The organism is Cupriavidus mimosae (assembly GCF_023952485.1).
In the GTDB taxonomy this organism is placed as follows: Bacteria; Pseudomonadota; Gammaproteobacteria; order Burkholderiales; family Burkholderiaceae; genus Cupriavidus; species Cupriavidus taiwanensis_C.
Map to the genome: position 1 here is coordinate 1 of NZ_JALHRY010000016.1, position 17,710 is coordinate 17,710.

Annotated in this window: 12 protein-coding genes; 1 reads left to right on the forward strand and 11 read right to left on the reverse strand. The window is 70.0% G+C overall.

The features are described from left to right. Nucleotides 1-506 precede the first annotated feature (506 nt). The 3 genes from MKD50_RS24540 to MKD50_RS24550 form a co-directional block, all read right to left on the reverse strand. Entirely contained in the window at nt 507-2,336 is a 1,830-nt protein-coding gene (locus tag MKD50_RS24540) for an alpha/beta hydrolase (protein ID WP_115699336.1), read from the reverse strand. A gap of 120 nt (nt 2,337-2,456) precedes the next feature. Beyond that, nucleotides 2,457-4,799 (reverse strand): polysaccharide biosynthesis tyrosine autokinase, encoded by a 2,343-nt coding sequence (locus tag MKD50_RS24545; RefSeq protein ID WP_115699335.1) that lies wholly within the window; start codon nt 4,797-4,799, stop codon nt 2,457-2,459. Between the two features lie 111 nt (nt 4,800-4,910). Beyond that, nucleotides 4,911-6,485 (reverse strand): mannose-1-phosphate guanylyltransferase/mannose-6-phosphate isomerase, encoded by a 1,575-nt coding sequence (locus MKD50_RS24550; protein WP_371925392.1) that lies wholly within the window; start codon nt 6,483-6,485, stop codon nt 4,911-4,913. Between the two features lie 404 nt (nt 6,486-6,889). Here MKD50_RS24550 and MKD50_RS24555 point away from each other — a divergent pair, with 404 nt between their 5' ends. After that, the gene (locus MKD50_RS24555; protein ID WP_252669070.1) at nt 6,890-7,942 is read left to right on the forward strand and encodes a DUF1839 family protein; all 1,053 of its coding nucleotides are present in this window, start codon (nt 6,890-6,892) and stop codon (nt 7,940-7,942) included. 70 nt (nt 7,943-8,012) lie between these two features. Here MKD50_RS24555 and MKD50_RS24560 read toward each other — a convergent pair whose 3' ends face one another. From MKD50_RS24560 to MKD50_RS24595, 8 genes are all read right to left on the reverse strand, one after another. After that, complete coding sequence (locus MKD50_RS24560; protein WP_012354880.1) at nt 8,013-8,735, reverse strand: Crp/Fnr family transcriptional regulator; 723 nt, start codon at nt 8,733-8,735, stop codon at nt 8,013-8,015. 433 nt (nt 8,736-9,168) lie between these two features. Further along, nucleotides 9,169-11,790 carry a glycosyl hydrolase 2 galactose-binding domain-containing protein gene (locus MKD50_RS24565; protein ID WP_252669071.1) on the reverse strand — a complete coding sequence of 874 codons (2,622 nt, stop codon included), beginning with the start codon at nt 11,788-11,790 and terminating at the stop codon, nt 9,169-9,171. After that, nucleotides 11,787-12,767, reverse strand: coding sequence for a DUF1839 family protein (locus tag MKD50_RS24570; protein WP_115699333.1), 981 nt, complete (start codon nt 12,765-12,767; stop codon nt 11,787-11,789). The genes MKD50_RS24565 and MKD50_RS24570 overlap by 4 nt, the downstream gene beginning before the upstream one ends. Continuing rightward, nucleotides 12,768-13,769 carry an amino acid--[acyl-carrier-protein] ligase gene (locus MKD50_RS24575; RefSeq protein ID WP_240071348.1) on the reverse strand — a complete coding sequence of 334 codons (1,002 nt, stop codon included), beginning with the start codon at nt 13,767-13,769 and terminating at the stop codon, nt 12,768-12,770. A 10-nt stretch (nt 13,770-13,779) separates the two neighbouring features. Beyond that, on the reverse strand, nt 13,780-14,979 hold the full coding sequence (locus MKD50_RS24580) for an acyl-CoA dehydrogenase family protein (RefSeq protein ID WP_252669073.1): 1,200 nt from the start codon (nt 14,977-14,979) through the stop codon (nt 13,780-13,782). Then, nucleotides 14,976-15,227: an acyl carrier protein gene (locus MKD50_RS24585; protein WP_115665861.1), complete on the reverse strand. Its 252-nt coding sequence runs from the start codon at nt 15,225-15,227 to the stop codon at nt 14,976-14,978. The genes MKD50_RS24580 and MKD50_RS24585 overlap by 4 nt, the downstream gene beginning before the upstream one ends. A 111-nt stretch (nt 15,228-15,338) precedes the next feature. Then, nucleotides 15,339-16,742 (reverse strand): undecaprenyl-phosphate glucose phosphotransferase, encoded by a 1,404-nt coding sequence (locus tag MKD50_RS24590; protein ID WP_252669075.1) that lies wholly within the window; start codon nt 16,740-16,742, stop codon nt 15,339-15,341. A gap of 97 nt (nt 16,743-16,839) precedes the next feature. After that, entirely contained in the window at nt 16,840-17,505 is a 666-nt protein-coding gene (locus tag MKD50_RS24595; RefSeq protein ID WP_115699329.1) for a phosphatase PAP2 family protein, read from the reverse strand. Nucleotides 17,506-17,710: the final 205 nt, after the last annotated feature.

Consider the following 17,710-nt stretch of genomic DNA (forward strand, 5'->3'; position numbering starts at 1 on the left):
TCGCGCCGGCCCTATCGCGCGGTGTGGGCCCTGGCACTGCATCGCTGCGCTCGCTTGGCCCATGCGGTGCGCGCATGTGATTCCGATTCCCGTGGTGTGTGTAGGCCAGCCGCCAACATCAACCCGGGACGCCTGCAGATGGATTACGCCGGTTGCACGTGGCTTACGGAAGCTCCGCGATAGGGCCGGCGCGCAGCGCAGCCGAAGGCGTTCCTACGACAAAGCCAGCAGCAGGGGCCACTCCGCGCTCTGGGCTCGTTCAACCATCATTCCAACGCCCCACCCACGGTGGTGCCCCCCGCGGCAGGCAGTCCCGCTATGCGAGGAAGCCCAGCCCGTACGAAAACCCCCGGGCACCCTACGATAAGCATGCCGCCCGCAGGGCAGTAAACGCGCTTTTTGGTTACTTTTTGGCGCTCGGCCAAAAAGTGACCCGCCCAGCAGGGCGGAACCACGCGGTTCAACAGCCAACAGCATGTCACCAACAGCGACCAATCGAAAACCCCTCAACACACCTTAGCCCCCTGCGGCAACCCCTCTCCCACCGCCTCCATCGCATCCATCATGCCCACCACATGCTTGACGACCTGGTCACAAAAAACCTGCCTCCCCTCCGCCAGGAACAACGCATGGTCCATACACCCATGCCTGTGCACAGTGATATGCGTGAACGCCGCCAGCGCCTCCAGGTCCCTGCCAAAACGCAGCTGGGCCTCTTCGAGCCCCATGTCGTCCGACCCGTACAGCATGTCGGTCCGTACCCCACGCTCATTCAGGCTGCGCATCGCGGCCCGCGCGTAAGCCGTGGCTGACGCCAGATCTTCGCCACCGCGCAGCCGCGTCAAGCGGAAAGTTACGCGCTCGCTGGCGTTCCGGTACGCATGGCGCGCCATGGCCGCGGCGAGCGGGCCGATCCGCACATGCCCCTGCAGCATCCGCTGCCAGTTGCCGCCACGGCGCGCCGCCGAGAGCCAGCCCTGCCACGATCGCGCGCCCTTGCCCACGCTCCGGTCATCGGCGCGGTCCCAGCGGAATTTCACCAGGTTGGCCAGCACCAGGCCATTCACGCCGGAGTTGGCCAGGGCGGCGTGCAGGCTGAGGAAGGCGCCGGAGCACACCCCGGCCAGCACGATGCAGCGGAAACCGCGCGCACGCATCCAGTCCACCGCGGCGCCCACGTCCACGCGCGGCCCGGACGAGTAGATCGCGGAAATGCTCATGCTGCGTCGCGCGCGCGGGCTGTCGCCGAGCGCTGACACGTCCAGTCGCAGCGACACCACGCCCAGCCTTGCCAGCCGGCGCGACAGCGTCACGAACACGCGGCCATCGCCGACATGGTGATTGCCGCCGGTATTCGGAAAGATCACCGCGACCGGCGCGGGCGCCGCGTCGCGCGGCATGCACAGGATGCCGAACTGGCGCCGCGCGCCGAGCCAGACCGACTCTTCGACCACGCCATCGACCTCCACGCGCAGCGACGCCGTGCCCGCCGCGCCGGGCAGGTGCCACCGCGCCGCCGGCAGTGCGGCCGACGCGGCCGACGCGGCCGCCGCAGCCGCTATCGGCGCCAGCCACTGCACCAGTTGCCGCCACGTCTGCGCTGGCACCCCGGCAAACTCGGCCGATTGCATCATGTCGGCGTAGTCGGCAAACGCGGCCGTATCGACCTTCGCGCCGCCGTCGGTGTAGTACTGCGCGAGCGCGCCGGCCGCGGAGGCGGAGCCCGGCCAGGGGTCGAGCACCAGCACGCGTGGCGCGGGGCAGTTGGCGCCGCGGTCGAGCCGCAGTGCCTCGAGGTCGCGCACGGTGTCGGCGCCGAAGCGGAAGGCCAGCACGTCGAGCGCGCCGGCCGGCGGCGATGGCGGGGTTTCGGTCGGTCCGACGCTGTTGAGCCAGTTCAGGTGCAGCGCGCGCAGCTCGCGCAGGTAGGCGCGGCCATTGACCACGGGCGCGAGCAGCACCAGCGCGGCAGCCCCGCCCTGCCATGCCGGGTGCGAGCGCATCGCCTCGGCGGCCTGCACCGCGAGGCTGGCGCCGGCGCGCAGCCCGCACAGCACGATGCGCTCCACGCCGGCCAGCGCACGCAGCTGCGCGGCCGCGGCCACGATGCTGGAGGCGGCGCGGCCGAGGAAATGCGCGGCCTCGCAGGCGCCGGCGGAATCGCCGGTGCAGGGATAGTCGAAGCGCAGCACCGGCATGCCGGCCGCGGCCAGATCGTCGGCGAGATGCCGCCATGCCCGGTGCGACCACATGGCCTCGTGCCCCAGCGGCGCGCACAGTACTACCCCGGTCTTTCCTTGTGCCTCGTGCAGCCAGCCGGCACAGCCTTCAAACATAAGCCGCCTCATGTCGCCTCCTGGCGAGCGGATGGCCAGCCGCCGAGCCGGTGGAGCCAGACCCGCATTTGCACGCAGAAACGGGTACGCTCAGGCCGCGCTAACCGCTTCCGCGCCCCCTTATTCTTTTCTCTCTTCGCGGTGCAGCGCCTGCCCGATCCGGCGCGAGATCGGCGCGGTCGCCGGCATGCCGAGGTAAGGATTGACGCTGTTGAACTCGGCCCGGTTGCTGCGCTTGGCGATCACACAGTTGAGGATGCCGCCCAGCAGGCGCGCATCGGCCCGTTGCAGGCGCTTGAGCGTCTCATCGACCTGGCCGGGCAGCGTAGCGTCGGCACGCAGCACCACCAGGGTCGAACCGGCCAGGTTCGCGACCAGGCTGGCATCGGCCACCGCCAGCACCGGCGGCGTGTCGATCAGCACCAGGTCGAAGCGGGCGGCGCACTGGCGCAGCGCCTCGGCCATGCCCGGGCGCATCAGCAGTTCGGAGGGATTCGATGGCGGCAAACCCGCCGGCAGGATGGACAGGCCGTTGACTACCGTGGGCCGCACCGCGGCGGACAGCGGCACGTGCCCGGTCAGCAGTTCGGCCAGGCCGGATTCGGCGGGCTGGTCGAACCAGCTCGCCACGCGGCCGCGACGCAGGTCGGCGTCGATCAGCAGCACGCGCTGGCCGGCTTCGGCGAACAGCACGGCCAGGTTCACCGACGCAAAGGTCTTGCCCGCGCCCGGGGCCGGGCTGGTGACGGCGATGACATGGTCGGGCGCGCTGCGCAGCGCGAAATGCACCGCGGCGCGGATATTGCGCAGCCCTTCCACCGCCAGCGAGTGCGGCGCGTTGCGCGCCAGCAGGAACTGGTCGTGCAGGCCCAGCCGCAGCATCCGCTCGGCGCTGTCATCATCCTCCAGCGCGGACACGTCGATCACCGCGCTCGACGGCCGCGGCCGCTCCAGGCGCGCCGACGGCGGTGCGGCGTAGCCCGCGGCCACGCCCAGCAAAGCCTTGGCCGAGACCATGCGCTCGAGCGCGGCTTGTTCGCGGCTAAAGGCAATGTCGCCCAGCATGGTGATGCCGAGCTTGTCCTCGGCGTCATTGGCGGTGGCCACGGTGGGCCGCACGCGCTGGCGCAGCGTCAGCGCCCCCGCCGCCAGCAGCATGCCCAGCATGCCGCCGCCGGCCGCCGGCGTCCATGGCCCCAGGCCGACCGGCACGGTCGGCGTGAGCGCGTTGTCGACGATGCGCACCTGCCCGGTACGGTCGAGTTGCGCCAGCGACAGCTGCTCGACCTTGTTGCGCAGTGTCATGTACATGTCTTCGGCCACCTTGACGTCGCGCGTCAGCGCCACCGATTCTCGCTCGGACGCCGACAGGTTCTGCATGCGCGCGTCCATCTCCTGGCGCTCGCGCGTAAGTTGCTGGATCTGGCTGTCGACGGTGCGGACCTCGTTGGCTTCGGTGGTGAAGCGCTGCAGCAGCTTGGTGCGCTCCAGCCGCAGCAGCGCGATCTGGCGCTGGTATTCCATGCTGCCGTTCAGGTAGGACTGCACGTCCTGGCTCGGCGCGAGCGAGCCCGAGCGCGAGCGGTAACGCGTGAGCGCGCTTTCGGCGCGCTCCAGCTCGGCCTTCACCCGCGGCAGTTCGCCCGACAGGAAGGCCAGCGTTGCGGCGGTGTCGTCCTGGCGCTGCTCGGCCTGGCCCTTGATATAGGAATCGGCGATGCCGTTGACCAGCGCGGCCGCGGTGGCCGGGTCGCGGTTCTGCCAGCTGATGCGCAGCGTGGTGGCGTCGCTCGATTCGCTGTCGACACGCAGTTCGCGCGTGACGGCATCGACCGTCAGCGTCAGGTCGCGCCGCGTGACCAGGAAGCGCGTGCCCGGGCGCGCCTCGATCCGGCCCACCAGCATCGAGATGCCGCCTGCCTCCGCAACCTGGCCCGCGCGGCCCTCGAGCTGGGCATCCGGCCCGCTCAGCCGGAAGCCGTTGTCGGGCAGGATCTCCAGCGTCAGCGGCACGTTGAGCAGGCGCGCCGGCACGTTCAGGCGCTCCACCGCGACCCGCTCGCCGCCCCACGCATAGCCCAGCTCCGCCGGCCACGGCCCGCGCAGCTTGCCGGGCTCGGCGAAATGGTTGACCAGGCTGCCCAGCAGCGGCGCGCGCACCGGCTGGATCTCGATGTCCAGATGCAGGCGCTCGACCACCGGGCCGACCACGGCACGGCTCTTAAGCAGGCCCAGGTCGAGCTGCGGCGTGGCCATGCGGCCGGCGGCGTCGCGGGTCTGCAGCTGCACCAGCGACTTGGCGCGATAGAGGTCAGGGGTGGACAGCCACGCCAGCCAGGCAAGGGCCGCGCCGGTCAGCCCGGCGGCAAGGATCCAGCCTGCGTGGTCCAGCAGCACGCGCGCGTTGGCGCCGCTGCGCGGCGACACCTGGTCGGGTACCGGTACGGCTCCGGCAAATGACATTCTGCTCACGACTTCTCTCCCGCCACACGCTGCCTCACTCCAATCACGCAGCAACCGGTGCGTGCCCGCGCGCCTGCCGGCGCCCGGGCGCACGCACTGGCCGCCGACCCCTTATTTGCGCCCGTAGTTGTCTTCGAACCTCACGATGTCGTCTTCGCCCAGGTAGGCGCCCGACTGCACCTCGATGATCTCCAGCGGCGTCTTGCCCGGGTTCTCGAGCCGGTGCAGGGTGCCGATGGGGATATAGGTCGACTGGTTTTCCGAAAGAATGCTGATGTTGTCGCCGCAGGTCACGCGCGCGGTGCCGCGCACCACCACCCAGTGCTCGGCGCGGTGGTAATGCATCTGCAGCGACAGGCTGGCGCCGGGCTCGACCACGATGCGCTTGACCTGGAAGCGGTCGCCGCGGTCGATCGAGTCATAGCAGCCCCAGGGCCGGCGCACCTTGCGGTGGTTCACCACCTCGTTGCCATGCTCGGAGCGGATGCGCTGGACGATGTTCTTCACGTCCTGCACGTGGGCCTTGTCCACCACCAGCACCGCATCGGCGGTTTCCACCACCACCACGTCCTGCACCCCGACGCACGCGATCAGGCGGCCTTCGGAATGGGCCAGGCACGAGCTCGCGCCGTCGAACAGCACGCGTCCGCGACCGGCATTGCCGCTGGCGTCCTTGGGTGCGATATCCCAGATCGCCGCCCACGAGCCCACGTCGGACCAGCCCGCATCCAGCGGCACCAGCATGCCGGCGATATCCGGCAGGGTCTCGAGCTTCTCCATCACGGCGTAGTCGATCGAGTCGGACGGGCAGGCGTGGAACGCTTCCTTGCCCAGGCACAGCACCTCGCCGGCGCAGGCGGCGTGTTCGCTCGCCGCGTAGGCGGCGCGGCACTGACGCGCCATCTCGGGCTGCAGCTCGGCCACCGCGCGCAGCCACACCGAGGCGCGCACCACGAAGATGCCGCTGTTCCACCAGAACTCGCCCGACTCGACATAGTGCTTGGCCAGCTCCAGGTGCGGCTTCTCGACGAAGCGGTCCAGCATGAAGGCGCCCTGGTCGGCGCCGCCGGCCGCGCGGATGTATCCGAAGCCGGTCTCGGGCGCCACCGGCTTCACGCCCAGCGTGACGATGGCACCGTGGTCCGCGTGCTGGATCGCGGTGGCGATGGCCTCGCGGAACGACGCGACGTCGGCCACGCTGTGGTCGGCCGGCGTCACCACCAGCACTGCATCGCCACCCTCGCCCGCGGCCGCCAGCGCGTGCAGCGCGGCCACCGTCAGCGCCGGCGCGGTATTGCGCCCGCACGGCTCGGACAACACGCGCGCCGGCTTGCCGGCGCGCTTCATCATGTCGGTGATCATGAAGCGGTGTTCTTCGCCGCAGACCACGATCTGCGCCGCTTCCATGCCGTCGGGGCGGCCCGCCAGCGCGGCCACGCCGGCGAGGCGGTTGGCCGTGGCTTCCAGCAGCGTGTCTTCGGCAATCAGGTTCAGCAATTGCTTGGGGAACTGCTCGCGCGACAGCGGCCACAGGCGCGTACCGGCGCCGCCGGCAAGGATCACGGGCTGCACCACCGGCAACGCGGCGCGATGCGCCGCCCTGTCGCCCAGCCCTTGCAGCGCTGCATGGATTTCGCCGTTGACCGGCGGCGGCGTCTGGTTCTCTTCCCGGGTCCGAATTCGCATCATGCCTCCTGGCGTGTCGGCTGTTCCAAGCGTCCCGCGCGTTGTGCCCGGCCCTGCGCGACCACCGCGACGGTCTCGCAGAAACGGGTACGCCCGGCAGCGGTCCCTGACCGCCATGACGGGGATGCCAGCCAGTCTAGGCAGGCGTCCTGGCGCAATCTGTTCGATTCCGCACACGCTACTTGCGCCGCCGCGGCAGGCCGCGCGCACGCGTGCCGCAGTGGCCTGCGATCGCGCGCGCTCTGTTGGAGAACGCACCGATAGCCACGGCCGCCGGCGTTGCAATACAGTGGGCCGTGCAGGCGCAGCGCCTGCGATCGCGGCCCGGCGCCATGCGCGCACTGCGGAGGAACGACATGGAGCGGGCGGTGGCAACGACGGCAATGACGGCAACGATCGCGCCCATGGCAGCGACCACGGCAACCACGGCCACCGACCGCGGCGGCTACCACTACACGCGCCAGTTGCCGTGCCACGTGGCCAGGCCGGTGCAGCGCTGGCTGCACGATCAAGCCTCGGTCTGGCAGGAGAGCAATTGCTACATGGACCTGTGGATCGAGCTGCTGTATGGCTGGGGGCTCGACCCGCGCGCGGCGCTGGCGTTCACCGTGGCGCAGGACTACGAGGGCGACCATTTCACCTTCTTCAAGTACCCGCCGGCGGACCTCGAGCTGCTGTACGGCACGGTGGTGCAGGAGATGGCGGTCTACGACACGCTGCAGGCCCACCTGGTCGAACAGGTCGGGCGCGGCCATACCGTGCTGGTCGAGATGGACAGCTACTACCTTCCGGACACGCGCGCCACCGCCTACCGCCAGGCGCACGTGAAGACCACCGTCGCCATCGACCGGATCGACCCCGGTGCGCAGCGGCTGTCCTACTACCACAGCCTCGGCTACCACACCGCCGCCGACGACGACTACCGCGGCCTGCTGCGGCTGACGCCCGAGCTGCGCGACGGCAACATCCTGTTCCCGTACGCCGAATACGCCAAGCGCGTGCGCGCGCCGCTGCGGGGTGCGGCCGCGGCCGATGCCGCCGCGGCGCTGATGCGCCACCACCTGGGCCGCCGTCCCGCGCTGAACCCGGTCACGCGCTGGCGCGCCGACTTCGACCAGCACGTCGCAGTGATCCTCGCGCGCGGCGATGCCTACTTCCAGCACTACGGCTTCAACCTGCCGCGCCAGCTGGGGGCGAACTTCGAGATGCTGCATCACTGCCTCGCTTGGTTCGGCGAGCATGGTTACGATGTGCCCGCGCGCGTCGCGCGGGCGGCCCACACCATCGCTGCGGAAAGCAAGGTGCTGCAGTTCCGCCTGGCCCGGGCCACCGCGCGCGGCCGTCCGGACCGCTGCAGCGAGTGCCTGGACACCATGGAGTCCGCTTATGAAACCGTCATCGCCGGCCTGCTGTCGTCGTTTGGCGCCGCCGATCCCGCACGGCCGGCCTGCGCCTGACGCCAACGGCAAGCGCCGCCAACGTTGCCGCGGGCGCGCGGCCCCTGCCGTGGCGCGCGCCCGTGGCGCTTCAGGCGTGGGCCAGCGCGGGCAACAGGCGGTCGTACTCGCGCTTGACCAGCTTGTAGCATTCGCAGGAATGCTTCTCGAGCCCGCAATGATCGAGGATGGTGATATGGCCGCGGCTGTGGTGGATCAGCCCCAGGTTTTCCAGCTTGCCGGCCGCTTCGGTAACGCCTTCGCGGCGCACGCCCAGCATATTGGCGATGACCTGCTGGGTGATGACCAGCTCGTTGGAGTTCATGCGGTCGCGCGCCAGCAGCAGCCAGCGGCACAGTTGCTTGTTGAGCGAGTGGTGGCGGTTGCATGCCGCGGTCTGCGCGATCTGCGTCAGCACCGCCTGCACATACAGCAGCGTGACGCGCTGCAGGGTCGGCAGATAGGACAGCTCGGCGCGCAGCGCGCGCGCGGGAATGCGGTAGGCGAAGCCCGGGCTGCGCACTTCGACGCGGCTGGGCATGGTATCGCCGCCCGTCACCACCGGAATGCCGACCAGGCCTTCATTGCCGACCGCGGCGAACTCGACCGTGGCGCCGTCCTCGAGCAGCGACAGCAGCGACACCACCGACGTAGTCGGGAAATACACATGGACGATGCGCTGGCTGGTGTCAGTCAGCAGTTCGCCGGCACGCAGCCGGACCAGTTCAAAGTGGCGCGACAGCGTTTCCCATTCCTGCCGCGGCAGGGCATTGAGCAGATGATTGACATGCAGGTCCGACCGTTGCGTGATCATGCTGATTCTCCCCGTTGACCCGGGACCGGCACTGGGCCGCCGCGCGCGCACTGGTTGCGTGGTGCAAAGCCTGGCTGTACCGCTCCACCCGTGACTGATGCTTACCGACTTGTTGGCACCGCGTATGACTGACCGATGACGGCCGCGATCCGCTTTCCGTCCCGACGCGCAAGCCCTGCGGTGCGCTGTGTGCCTGCCTCGTCGTTTGACTGTATTAAGTGCTATGGCGCACTGAAGCGACAGTAGGCAGACGGTTGGTACTCGTTCATCCTTTGGTTGGTTGGTAGCAGGCCGACGTGGCGCCCGCGGCTGGCGGCGAATGCAAGTACCGGGGCGCTGGCATGTCGGCATCGGCCGGGCGACGACATGCTGCCAGGCCAGTCATGACAACGGCGGAAGCGGCCGGCGGTGGCGGCTGGGGGGCCTGTACGTCCTATGCGGCCGAAGCGTCGTAGCTGGCGGGCCGGTCGGCGTTGATGGCGTAGATCTCGCCCGAAGGGATGGCGCCGGCCGGCGCGGCCGGGCCGCTCTCATGCATCAGGCGGATGCGCCGCGTTTCACCGGGACCCAGGTGGAACCAGTCCTGCTCCGGCAGGAAAGCATGGTCCTCGATATGCACCCAGCGCGCAAAGCGGCGCGTGCCGACGTGCAGCCACCACTGGCCCTGCACGCATTCGACGCTGCCACGCAGTTCCGGCGCCGCCAGCGCGGCCGCGCTGCGGTCAGGCAGATAGACCGCCTGGCTCAGCGGCGCGCCGGCGCTGTCGTCATCGGCATGCAGCGTGGCCAGCACCACGTCGTGGGCGGGCGGCCCGAACCGGTAGGCGTAGGTGAAATCGAAGAACCGGTCGAGCATCGCCGCCGCCGCGATCCGGCACGACTCGCGCGGATGCAGCGTCAGCACCTGTTGCGCCTGGGCCGCCACCGCCTCGCCGTCGCGCAGGCATCGCAGCGTCAGACGCACCGTGCGGGGCTGCGCGGTTTCATTGATGACATGCACATGCAGGCCGTTCAGGCCCTCGTCGGTCAGCAGCACCTGCAGCGGCTGCCACACCGCGCGCAGGGCATGCCAGGGTGACTTGGGGCGGCCGCATGCGTCGACGATGCCCCAGCCGGCCCCGGGCAGCAAGTCCTGCAACATCCACACCAGCCCGCCGGCGCAGGTCGAACCCACGCGGCGCCACTCGCTGAAGACCTCGGTCATGAGCTCGGCCACCACCGCGCGCGACAGCGCCAGGTAGCGCGCCGGGCGCTCATAGCGCAGGCGCGGCGGATCGACCCGGTACAGCGCGCGCAGGTAGAAGTCGCGGATATCCTCGAAGTCCCACGCCGCACCGGCATCGCGCGGCACCCGCGCCTTCCAGCGCGGATCGTGCAGCGGCTGGTTCAGGCCGTGTTCGCGCAGCGTGCGCGCGCACGGCACGTTGGCAAAGGCCAGGCATTCGGCAGCAAAGCGCACGCTGGCCAGCCGCGCATCCGCCAGCGGTCGCTGGTAGGCGCCCACGCCGTAGTAATGGGTGACGCCGGTGTCGGGCTGGAACGGCCACGCGCCTGCGCTGGGCGAGTTGCGCACATAGACCACGTCGGCACGGTGCCGGGCCACCAGGCCGGGAATGAGCTCGTCGAACAGCGGCTGGCGCCAGTCGCCGCGCGGCGTGCCCAGCATGGCCGCCTGCTGCTCGGCTTCGCTGCCGCCGCACAGCACCGCGATGGCCGGATGCGCGCGCGTCGACTGCAGCCACTGGCCGACTTCGCGCGCGGCATCGTCCATCAGGCCGCGCGACGCTTGCAGGTCCGCGCCGTAGTCGAAATTGGCGAACATGAAATCCTGCCACACCAGCAGGCCCAGCGCGTCGCAGGTGCGGTAGAAAGCCTCGCCGGGGTAGCAGGTGACGCCGCCGACCCGCACCATGTTCATGCCCGCGTCGCGCGCCAGCCGCAGCCAGCGGCCTACGGCCTCGTCGCTGTCGGCCAGTCCGGGCAGGTCATGGCTGGACACGCAGGCACCGCGGCAGAAGATGCGCTCGCCGTTGACACGCAGCGCAAAGGCGCCGGGCTCGCCGTCGCGGTCTTGCTCGACGGTGCGAAAGCCCACCTGCGCGCAATGCAGCGCCTGCTTGCCAAGGCGCGCCTCGACCCGGTACAGCGCGGGCTCGCCATGCGTATGCGGCCACCACCGGCGGGCATGCGGCACGCGCAACGTGCCGGCCAGCACATGCTCCGACGTGCGCGCCAGGCTGCCCCAGACTTCGCTGCCACCATGCGCTGCGAGCCAGCGCGCCTGCGCCGGCGCCGGACCGGGGAAATGCAGCGCCAGCGCGATGATGCCGTCGGTGCCGTCCAGCTGCGTGCTGGCCTCGGCGCGCACGCCGTGCAGCGGATCGGCGCTGGCCGGATCGAGCAGCTCGATGCTGCGCCATGGACCGACCGCATGGACCGGCGGACACCAGCCCGGCATATGGCCCAGCAGCGTGGTGCGGACCGCGCGCAGCGTCGGCGGCACGATCATGCGCGGCTTCCAGCGGCTGTGGCCGCGCTGCGTGCGCAGCCACGGATGCAAGGCGCGGAAGCACAGGTGCAGCGTGTTGTCGCCGGCCAGCTGCACCGACACCTGGTGGGCGGCGAACATATGGCGCGTGGTCAGCACCAGCTCCCCGTTGAGCCATACCTCGGCCAGCGTCGCCAGGCCATTGCAGCGCAGCGTGCGCGCGCCGCTGCCGGCAAAACGCACGCGGTACCAGTAGTCATGCCGGTGCAGCGGCGGCGGCGCGCTGTCGTCCCAGCGGCCCGCCGCACGCATGGCCGCGGCCACGGTGCCGGGCACCGGCGCGGGCAGCCATGGCGCATCGGGTGCCAGCTCTGCGGGCCCCTGCGCCGCACCCGCGAGCGTTTCCAGCCAGCACCATTCGCCGGCGAGGGCGCACGGGCCCACCGCCACGCCGGGAGCAAGCGCCAGGTCGGTCGAGGCGGTTGCAACGGATGTGGCGGCGGCGTTGGCGCCGGGCATTCCCGCGGACTGGCCTGGCGCCAGTGCCGCCGGGTCGCGCGCGCTCATGCCACGCTCGCGCCGAAGTGCGAGGCCAGCGCCGGCACCGTGCCCTGGTAGGCCTGCTCGAGCTGGTCCAGGCAGTCCTGGCAGGGATCAGACTTGCGGCTGATCACCGCGCGCATCAGCCGGAACTGCATCACCATGGCTTCGGAGGCCATGGTGTAGCAGGCCTCGCCGATGCAATCGGGCAGCGAGTGCCCGTGCAGCACCAGCCAACGCAGGTAGCGGCCGAGCAGCTCGAAATTGACGCCCAGCTGGCGCAGCACGCTGGCCGCGTAGACCTGGAAGTTGGGCTCGCCGCGCGCCATCAGGTGTTCGAGATGGCCCGGGAACGCCATGCGGAACACGCTGATCGGGTTGTGCTGCGGACGGCGCGACAGGTGATGGCGCAGCAGCTCCAGCGAAGTCCGCATCAGTGCGGCATCGGTCAGCGCGGCGAAGCGCCGCCGTGCCACCGACGCATGCGGAAACGCAGCCACCTCGCCGTAGCCCACGGTCGCCGGGCGGAAGATGGCGGCATAGTCCTCGCCGCTGGCGGTGTGGTAGCCATCGCCATGGAAGTAGCCGACGGCGGCCGCCTCGGGCACCAGCACGTCGATGCCGATGCACGAGCGCATATGCTGGCGGCGATAGGTGCCGGCCGGCTGCGGCAGCTGGTAGTTGTCGACTTCCAGCAGCACCACGTTGCCGCGCGCGGTCTGGGTGGCCACATGCGCCTCGAGCCGGTCATACAGCGACAACTCGTGCGTGACGATGCCGTAGAGGCGTTCGAGGTCATTGGCGGGGAAGGCCGAGAACGTGAACTGGTCGCCCTCGAAGTCCTGCGCCACGGTGAACGGCAGCGCGGCAATGGGTTCCAGGTCCCAGCCCTGCAGCAGCTCGACCCACAGGTCGATCTGCTGGTTCGCATGGGACCAGACCGGATTGCCGCCATGCCAGGTGGAGCGGCCTGCGCGAACCCTGGCCCTGCCGTCGCCGTACATTTATCCCCCCCACAGCGTGTCGCGGACGGGTTGGGGCCAGCGTGCCGGATCCAGCCCGTGGTGGCGCAGCAGCGCCAGCGCCATGCGCTCGACGCCGATGCCGACACAGCCCGTGTGCGCAGTGGCGCCGTCCGCGCTGCGCAGGTCCCACATATGGCCGAAGTGGTCCATGTGGTAGTTGAAGCTCATGCACGCCGAGGGCGGCGCGCCGTCGTTGATGGGGATCAGCAGCTCGAACTTGAGCCTGAGCTCGCGCTGGCTTTCGGCGACGAGCTTGCCGCCGCGCCCGAAGAACGGATCGTTGGCGACGTCGATCTCCACCGGCAGCTGCAGCGCCGTGCCCAGCTCCGGCACGCGCTCGAGCCACTGCTCGCGGAACGCGGCGATGCGTTGCGGCGTACCCAGGCAGACATACTCGCGCTGACGGAACAGCTGCATGCGGGTCGGCTCGAGCGAGGACTCATGGCGGAAGCAGTACGACATCACGTCGACCACCTTGCCGTCCTCGGGCAGCGGGCCGCGCCGCGCGATCACCGGGTAGACCGGATAGCACGCCGCCGGGGTCAGCACCACGCCGGTCGGCTGCTGCTGGTCGGTCCAGTCGTCCTTGTCCTCCAGCCGCGCCAGCAGGCGGCGGTGGCCCTTGTCGTCGCCGCAGAAGCTGTGGACGGTGCCCGCCAGCTGGGGAAAGCTCTTCATGTAGCCGCTGGTCTCGAAATCCGCCTGGCCCATGGCCGGCGGGAAGTGCAGCGTTTCCGCGCCGAGGCCGCGCCCCAGCTGCGTCATGACGTTGTTCATGCCTTCGCAGATCGATTCGAAGATGGTGTTGCGACCATACAGGCCGGGCACGCCGGTCGGGATCATCAGGCCCTCGGCCACCAGCTGCTCGAGGAACGTGGGGCCGGATGCGCGCGGCGCCGGCTTGCCGCGCTTCGTCGCGCCGCTCGGCTCGGCCGCGGCGCCACCCTGGGCGCTGCCGTCGGTCAGGATATGGAGGTCCATGCGATCTCCCTCAGGAACGATCGGCCAGCAACAGATTGGCCGTGTTGGTCAGGATGCGATCGTTGTTGATCATCAGCGGCGCCGACCACAGATCGCGCAAGTGGCGGCCCAGGCTGAACGGCGTGCCGTGCTTGTAGCCCGCCATGCCGCACACCAGCATGGCCTGCTGCACCGCCTCCAGCGCCAGCGTGGACACCGCGGTCTTGAGCCCGTTCATGCCCGCAGCCAGCGCGAACGCGCTCGCCACCGGCGGCTCTGCATGGCGCCGGCGCTGCTGCTCCAGTGCCAGTTCCAGGCGTCCTTCGATCAACTGCAGCAGGCTGACCGCTTCGGCCACGCGCGCCGCCGACGGCGGCAGCGCGCCGGGCCGCGCGCGCGCCTGCCCCTGGAAGTAGGTCTTGGCGCGCGCCACCGCATCGCTGCAGATGCCGAGCCACAGCGCACTCCACAGGATGTGCGACACCGGCGTCATGGTGGCGTCGGCGATCTCGCCGAACGGCACCGGCAGCACCTGCGCCAGCGCGCCGGTGGCCTCGAGCCGGAAGCCATTGCTGCAGGTGCCGCGCATGCCCAGCGTGTCCCACGTGTTCAGGCTTTGCAGCGTATAGTCCGGCTTCAGCGCGCACACCAGCACCTGGTCTGATGGCCCGGCGTCGGCATGGCGGCGCGACGTGATCAGGATGCCGTCGGCATGGGCGCCATACGAAATCGTCGGCGCCATCTTGAGCAGGTGAAAGCGCTCGCCGTCGACGTTGAGCGCGCAGCCGCTGCTGCGCAGCGCGCCGCCGATGGCTTCCTCGGACGTGGCCGAAGCCAGCAGCAGCTGCTCGGCGGCAATGCGTGCGAGCAGGCCCTGGTGCCAGGAGCTGGTGGTGCCGTGTTCGAGCACGCAGGCCACCTGGATCTGATGCATGGCGTAGACCATCCCGGTCGACGCGCACGCCGCGCCGAGCACGCGGCAGATTGCCGCCACCGTCGCCAGCGAGGCCCCGGCACCGCCTTGCGCGGCCGGCACCATGGCGCCGATCAGGCCGTGTTCGCGCAAACTGTCGAAGGCTTCCTGCGGAAAGCGCGCGTCGCGGTCGACGGCGTCGGCATGGGCCTGTGCAACCGCGGCGGCGGCCTGGGCGGCCGCGAGCAGCGCCTCGGCGCGCGCGCACACGGCGCCCGCGCTGGAATGCGCCAGTGCCACCTTGGCCACGGGGGTCATGCCGCCTCCTGCTGACGCCGGATCTGCTCGACCGCGGTGGCCAGGGAATCGATGCTGCGGAACAGCTGGCGCGTCAGCATCTGGTCCGGGATCTCGATGTCGAAAGCGTTCTCGAGCGCGAGCATCACGTGCACGGTGGCCAGCGACGACAGGCCGGCGGCATACAGGTCATCGCTGTCTGCCAGGTCGGCGAGCGGCACATCGAGCCGGGCAACTTCGCCCAGGATGCTGCGGATGGTTGCTTTCATGGAACACCTCCGGTTTTTATGGGTGCGGCCTATTGCACGCTTAACCGGCTGCGGCTTCGGTACGTTTGCGCACCAATCCGTGCGCCCCCCGGCACCGCCGCAGCTGCCCCCTCAATACGCACTGGCGCCAGTCCAGCCGTGCAGCGCGGTGCGCAGGATGATCTGCAGGTCGAGCTGGAACGACCAGTGCTGGATGTAGTAGATGTCGAACTCGATACGCCGGCGCATCTTCTCGACGGTATCGGTCTGGCCGCGCAGGCCGTTGATCTGGGCCCAGCCGGTGATGCCCGGCTTGACCCGGTGCCGCAGCATGTAGCGGTCGATCAGCTCCTTGTAGAGCTCGTTGTGCTCCATCGCATGGGGGCGCGGGCCGACCACCGACATCTCGCCGCGCAGCACATTGAAGAACTGCGGCAGTTCGTCCAGGCTGGTGCGGCGCAGGAAGGCACCGACCCGCGTCACGCGCGCATCGCCGCGTACCGCCTGCGTCACGCCCACGTCGGCGTGCTGGCGCATGGTGCGGAACTTGAAGACATCGAACGGGCGCCCGTCCATGCCCAGCCGCCGCTGGCGGAACAGCACCGGCCCGGGCGACGACAGTTTCACCAGCGCCGCCACCACCAGCAGCAGCGGCGCCAGCCCGATCAGCGCGGCCAGGGCAAAGGCGCGATCGAAGCTGGCCTTGAGCAGGCCGGTGATACCCGACACCGGTGGACTGTTCAGGTCGATCACGGGCAGGCCGAGGAACTCGCTGAAGCGGTGGCCGAGCAGCTCAACCGACATCACGTCGGGGATCCAGCGGATGTCGATCAGCTCGTTGCGGAACTGCCTCACCACGTCGTACAGGTCGCGGCATGCCACCATCGGCAACGTGAGCCAGATCTCCCTGACGGCCTGGCTGCGCACGAACAGGTTGACCTCTTCCATTGTGCGCAGCGAAACCACGCCGTGGGGCACAGCGATCGGCTCCTCATGGTAGATGCCGACCACGCGGTAGCCGGCGGCGCGGATCTGGTCCACGCGCAGGTACATCTCGCGCCCCAGCGGCCCGTAGCCGAAGATCACCACGCGCTTGGCGTTGATGCCCTGCTCGCGCACATTGCCCAACATGCGGAACATGAGGGCGCGCACTCCCGCCAGCGCCAGCAGGCTGGAACCGAACCAGCCCAGCGACCAGACCCGCGACACCGCAGCGATCTGGTGCATCAGGAACGCCGTCATCAGCCCGACGATGAATACCGTGGTCCACGCCGCCAGCAGGCGCAGCACCAGCGCCGCACGGCTGCGGCCGCGCCACGATTCATAGATGCCGAAGGCGGGAAACACCGCCAGCACCCCGATCGAACACAGCGCGGCAAGAAAGCCGTGCACCGGCGCGGCCCCGCGGATGCCCTCCGGAAAGTACAGCGTACCCATCATCACCCCGCAAGCGCCGACCAGCACCGCGTCGGCCAGCCGGTACAACAGGTGCAGCGCCGTGTGGCGCTCTGCCGCGAAAGTCGAACTGGATGCCATGGCTGCCCACCGCGAATGCAATGCTCGATGCAGCGATGGTTGCCGAGCCGCCCGCCAGCGTCTGTTGGCGGGCGCACACAGGCCGTGGCCGGGGAAATCAGCGCGGCCCGGTGCGCGTCGCGGCGTGCATCTTGGCGTACCCGGGCGCGCGCCCGTGCATGGCCCATTCGCCGCGCTGGAAGGGGCGGTCGCGCCCGGACAGCAGCATGGCAAGCTGCTGGATCAGCGCGTGCGAGGCGCCCACGGTGCCGGTCATCGGCATCACCAGCGCGGTGGCCAGCACCACGCTTGCCAGCACCATCGCCAGCGGTCCGTGCGGCGTGGTGCGCCGCAAGATGAACGGCAGGCTCACGCACAGGCCCACGCCCAGGCCGCCCGCCACCTCCGACACCGAGTGCGCATGCAGCGCCAGCCGCGACACCCCTACCAGCAACGCCAGGACCACGCCTGCCGCCGCCGCCAGCCAGCCCAGGCGCCGCCACGCGGCCGGCACCGCCAGGTAGAGCAGCACCGGCAGCACCGACGCCGCCATCATCGCGTGGCCGGAGAAGCCGGTGAAGTTCAGCGCCGCACTGCCGATGCCCCAGCCCATGAACGCGAGCTTGGACGCCAGCACCAGCAGCGCGGCCGCGGCGAACGCCAGCACCCAGTGGCGCGCGCTGCCTGGCACGCCGCGCCAGTACAGCCACAACGCCAGGAACACGGCGCACGGCAGCAGGTACGCGGATTCGCCGAACAGGGAAACGAGATGCCAATGGCTCATGGGCGGGCGCAAGCAGCAAGCGTCAGGGTCTGGTGGCGCAGCGTACCACCGCGTCGCGCGCGGCGGCATCGGCCGCTTGGTCCAGGGCCACACGCGCGCGCCGCGCGGGCCCGGACTGCGCTGGTAAGGGTGCAGACAGGTTGAGAGTGCATGACTGCATTGGCCGTCTGGTGGATAGAGAGTCTTTGCGCAATTCGATATGTTC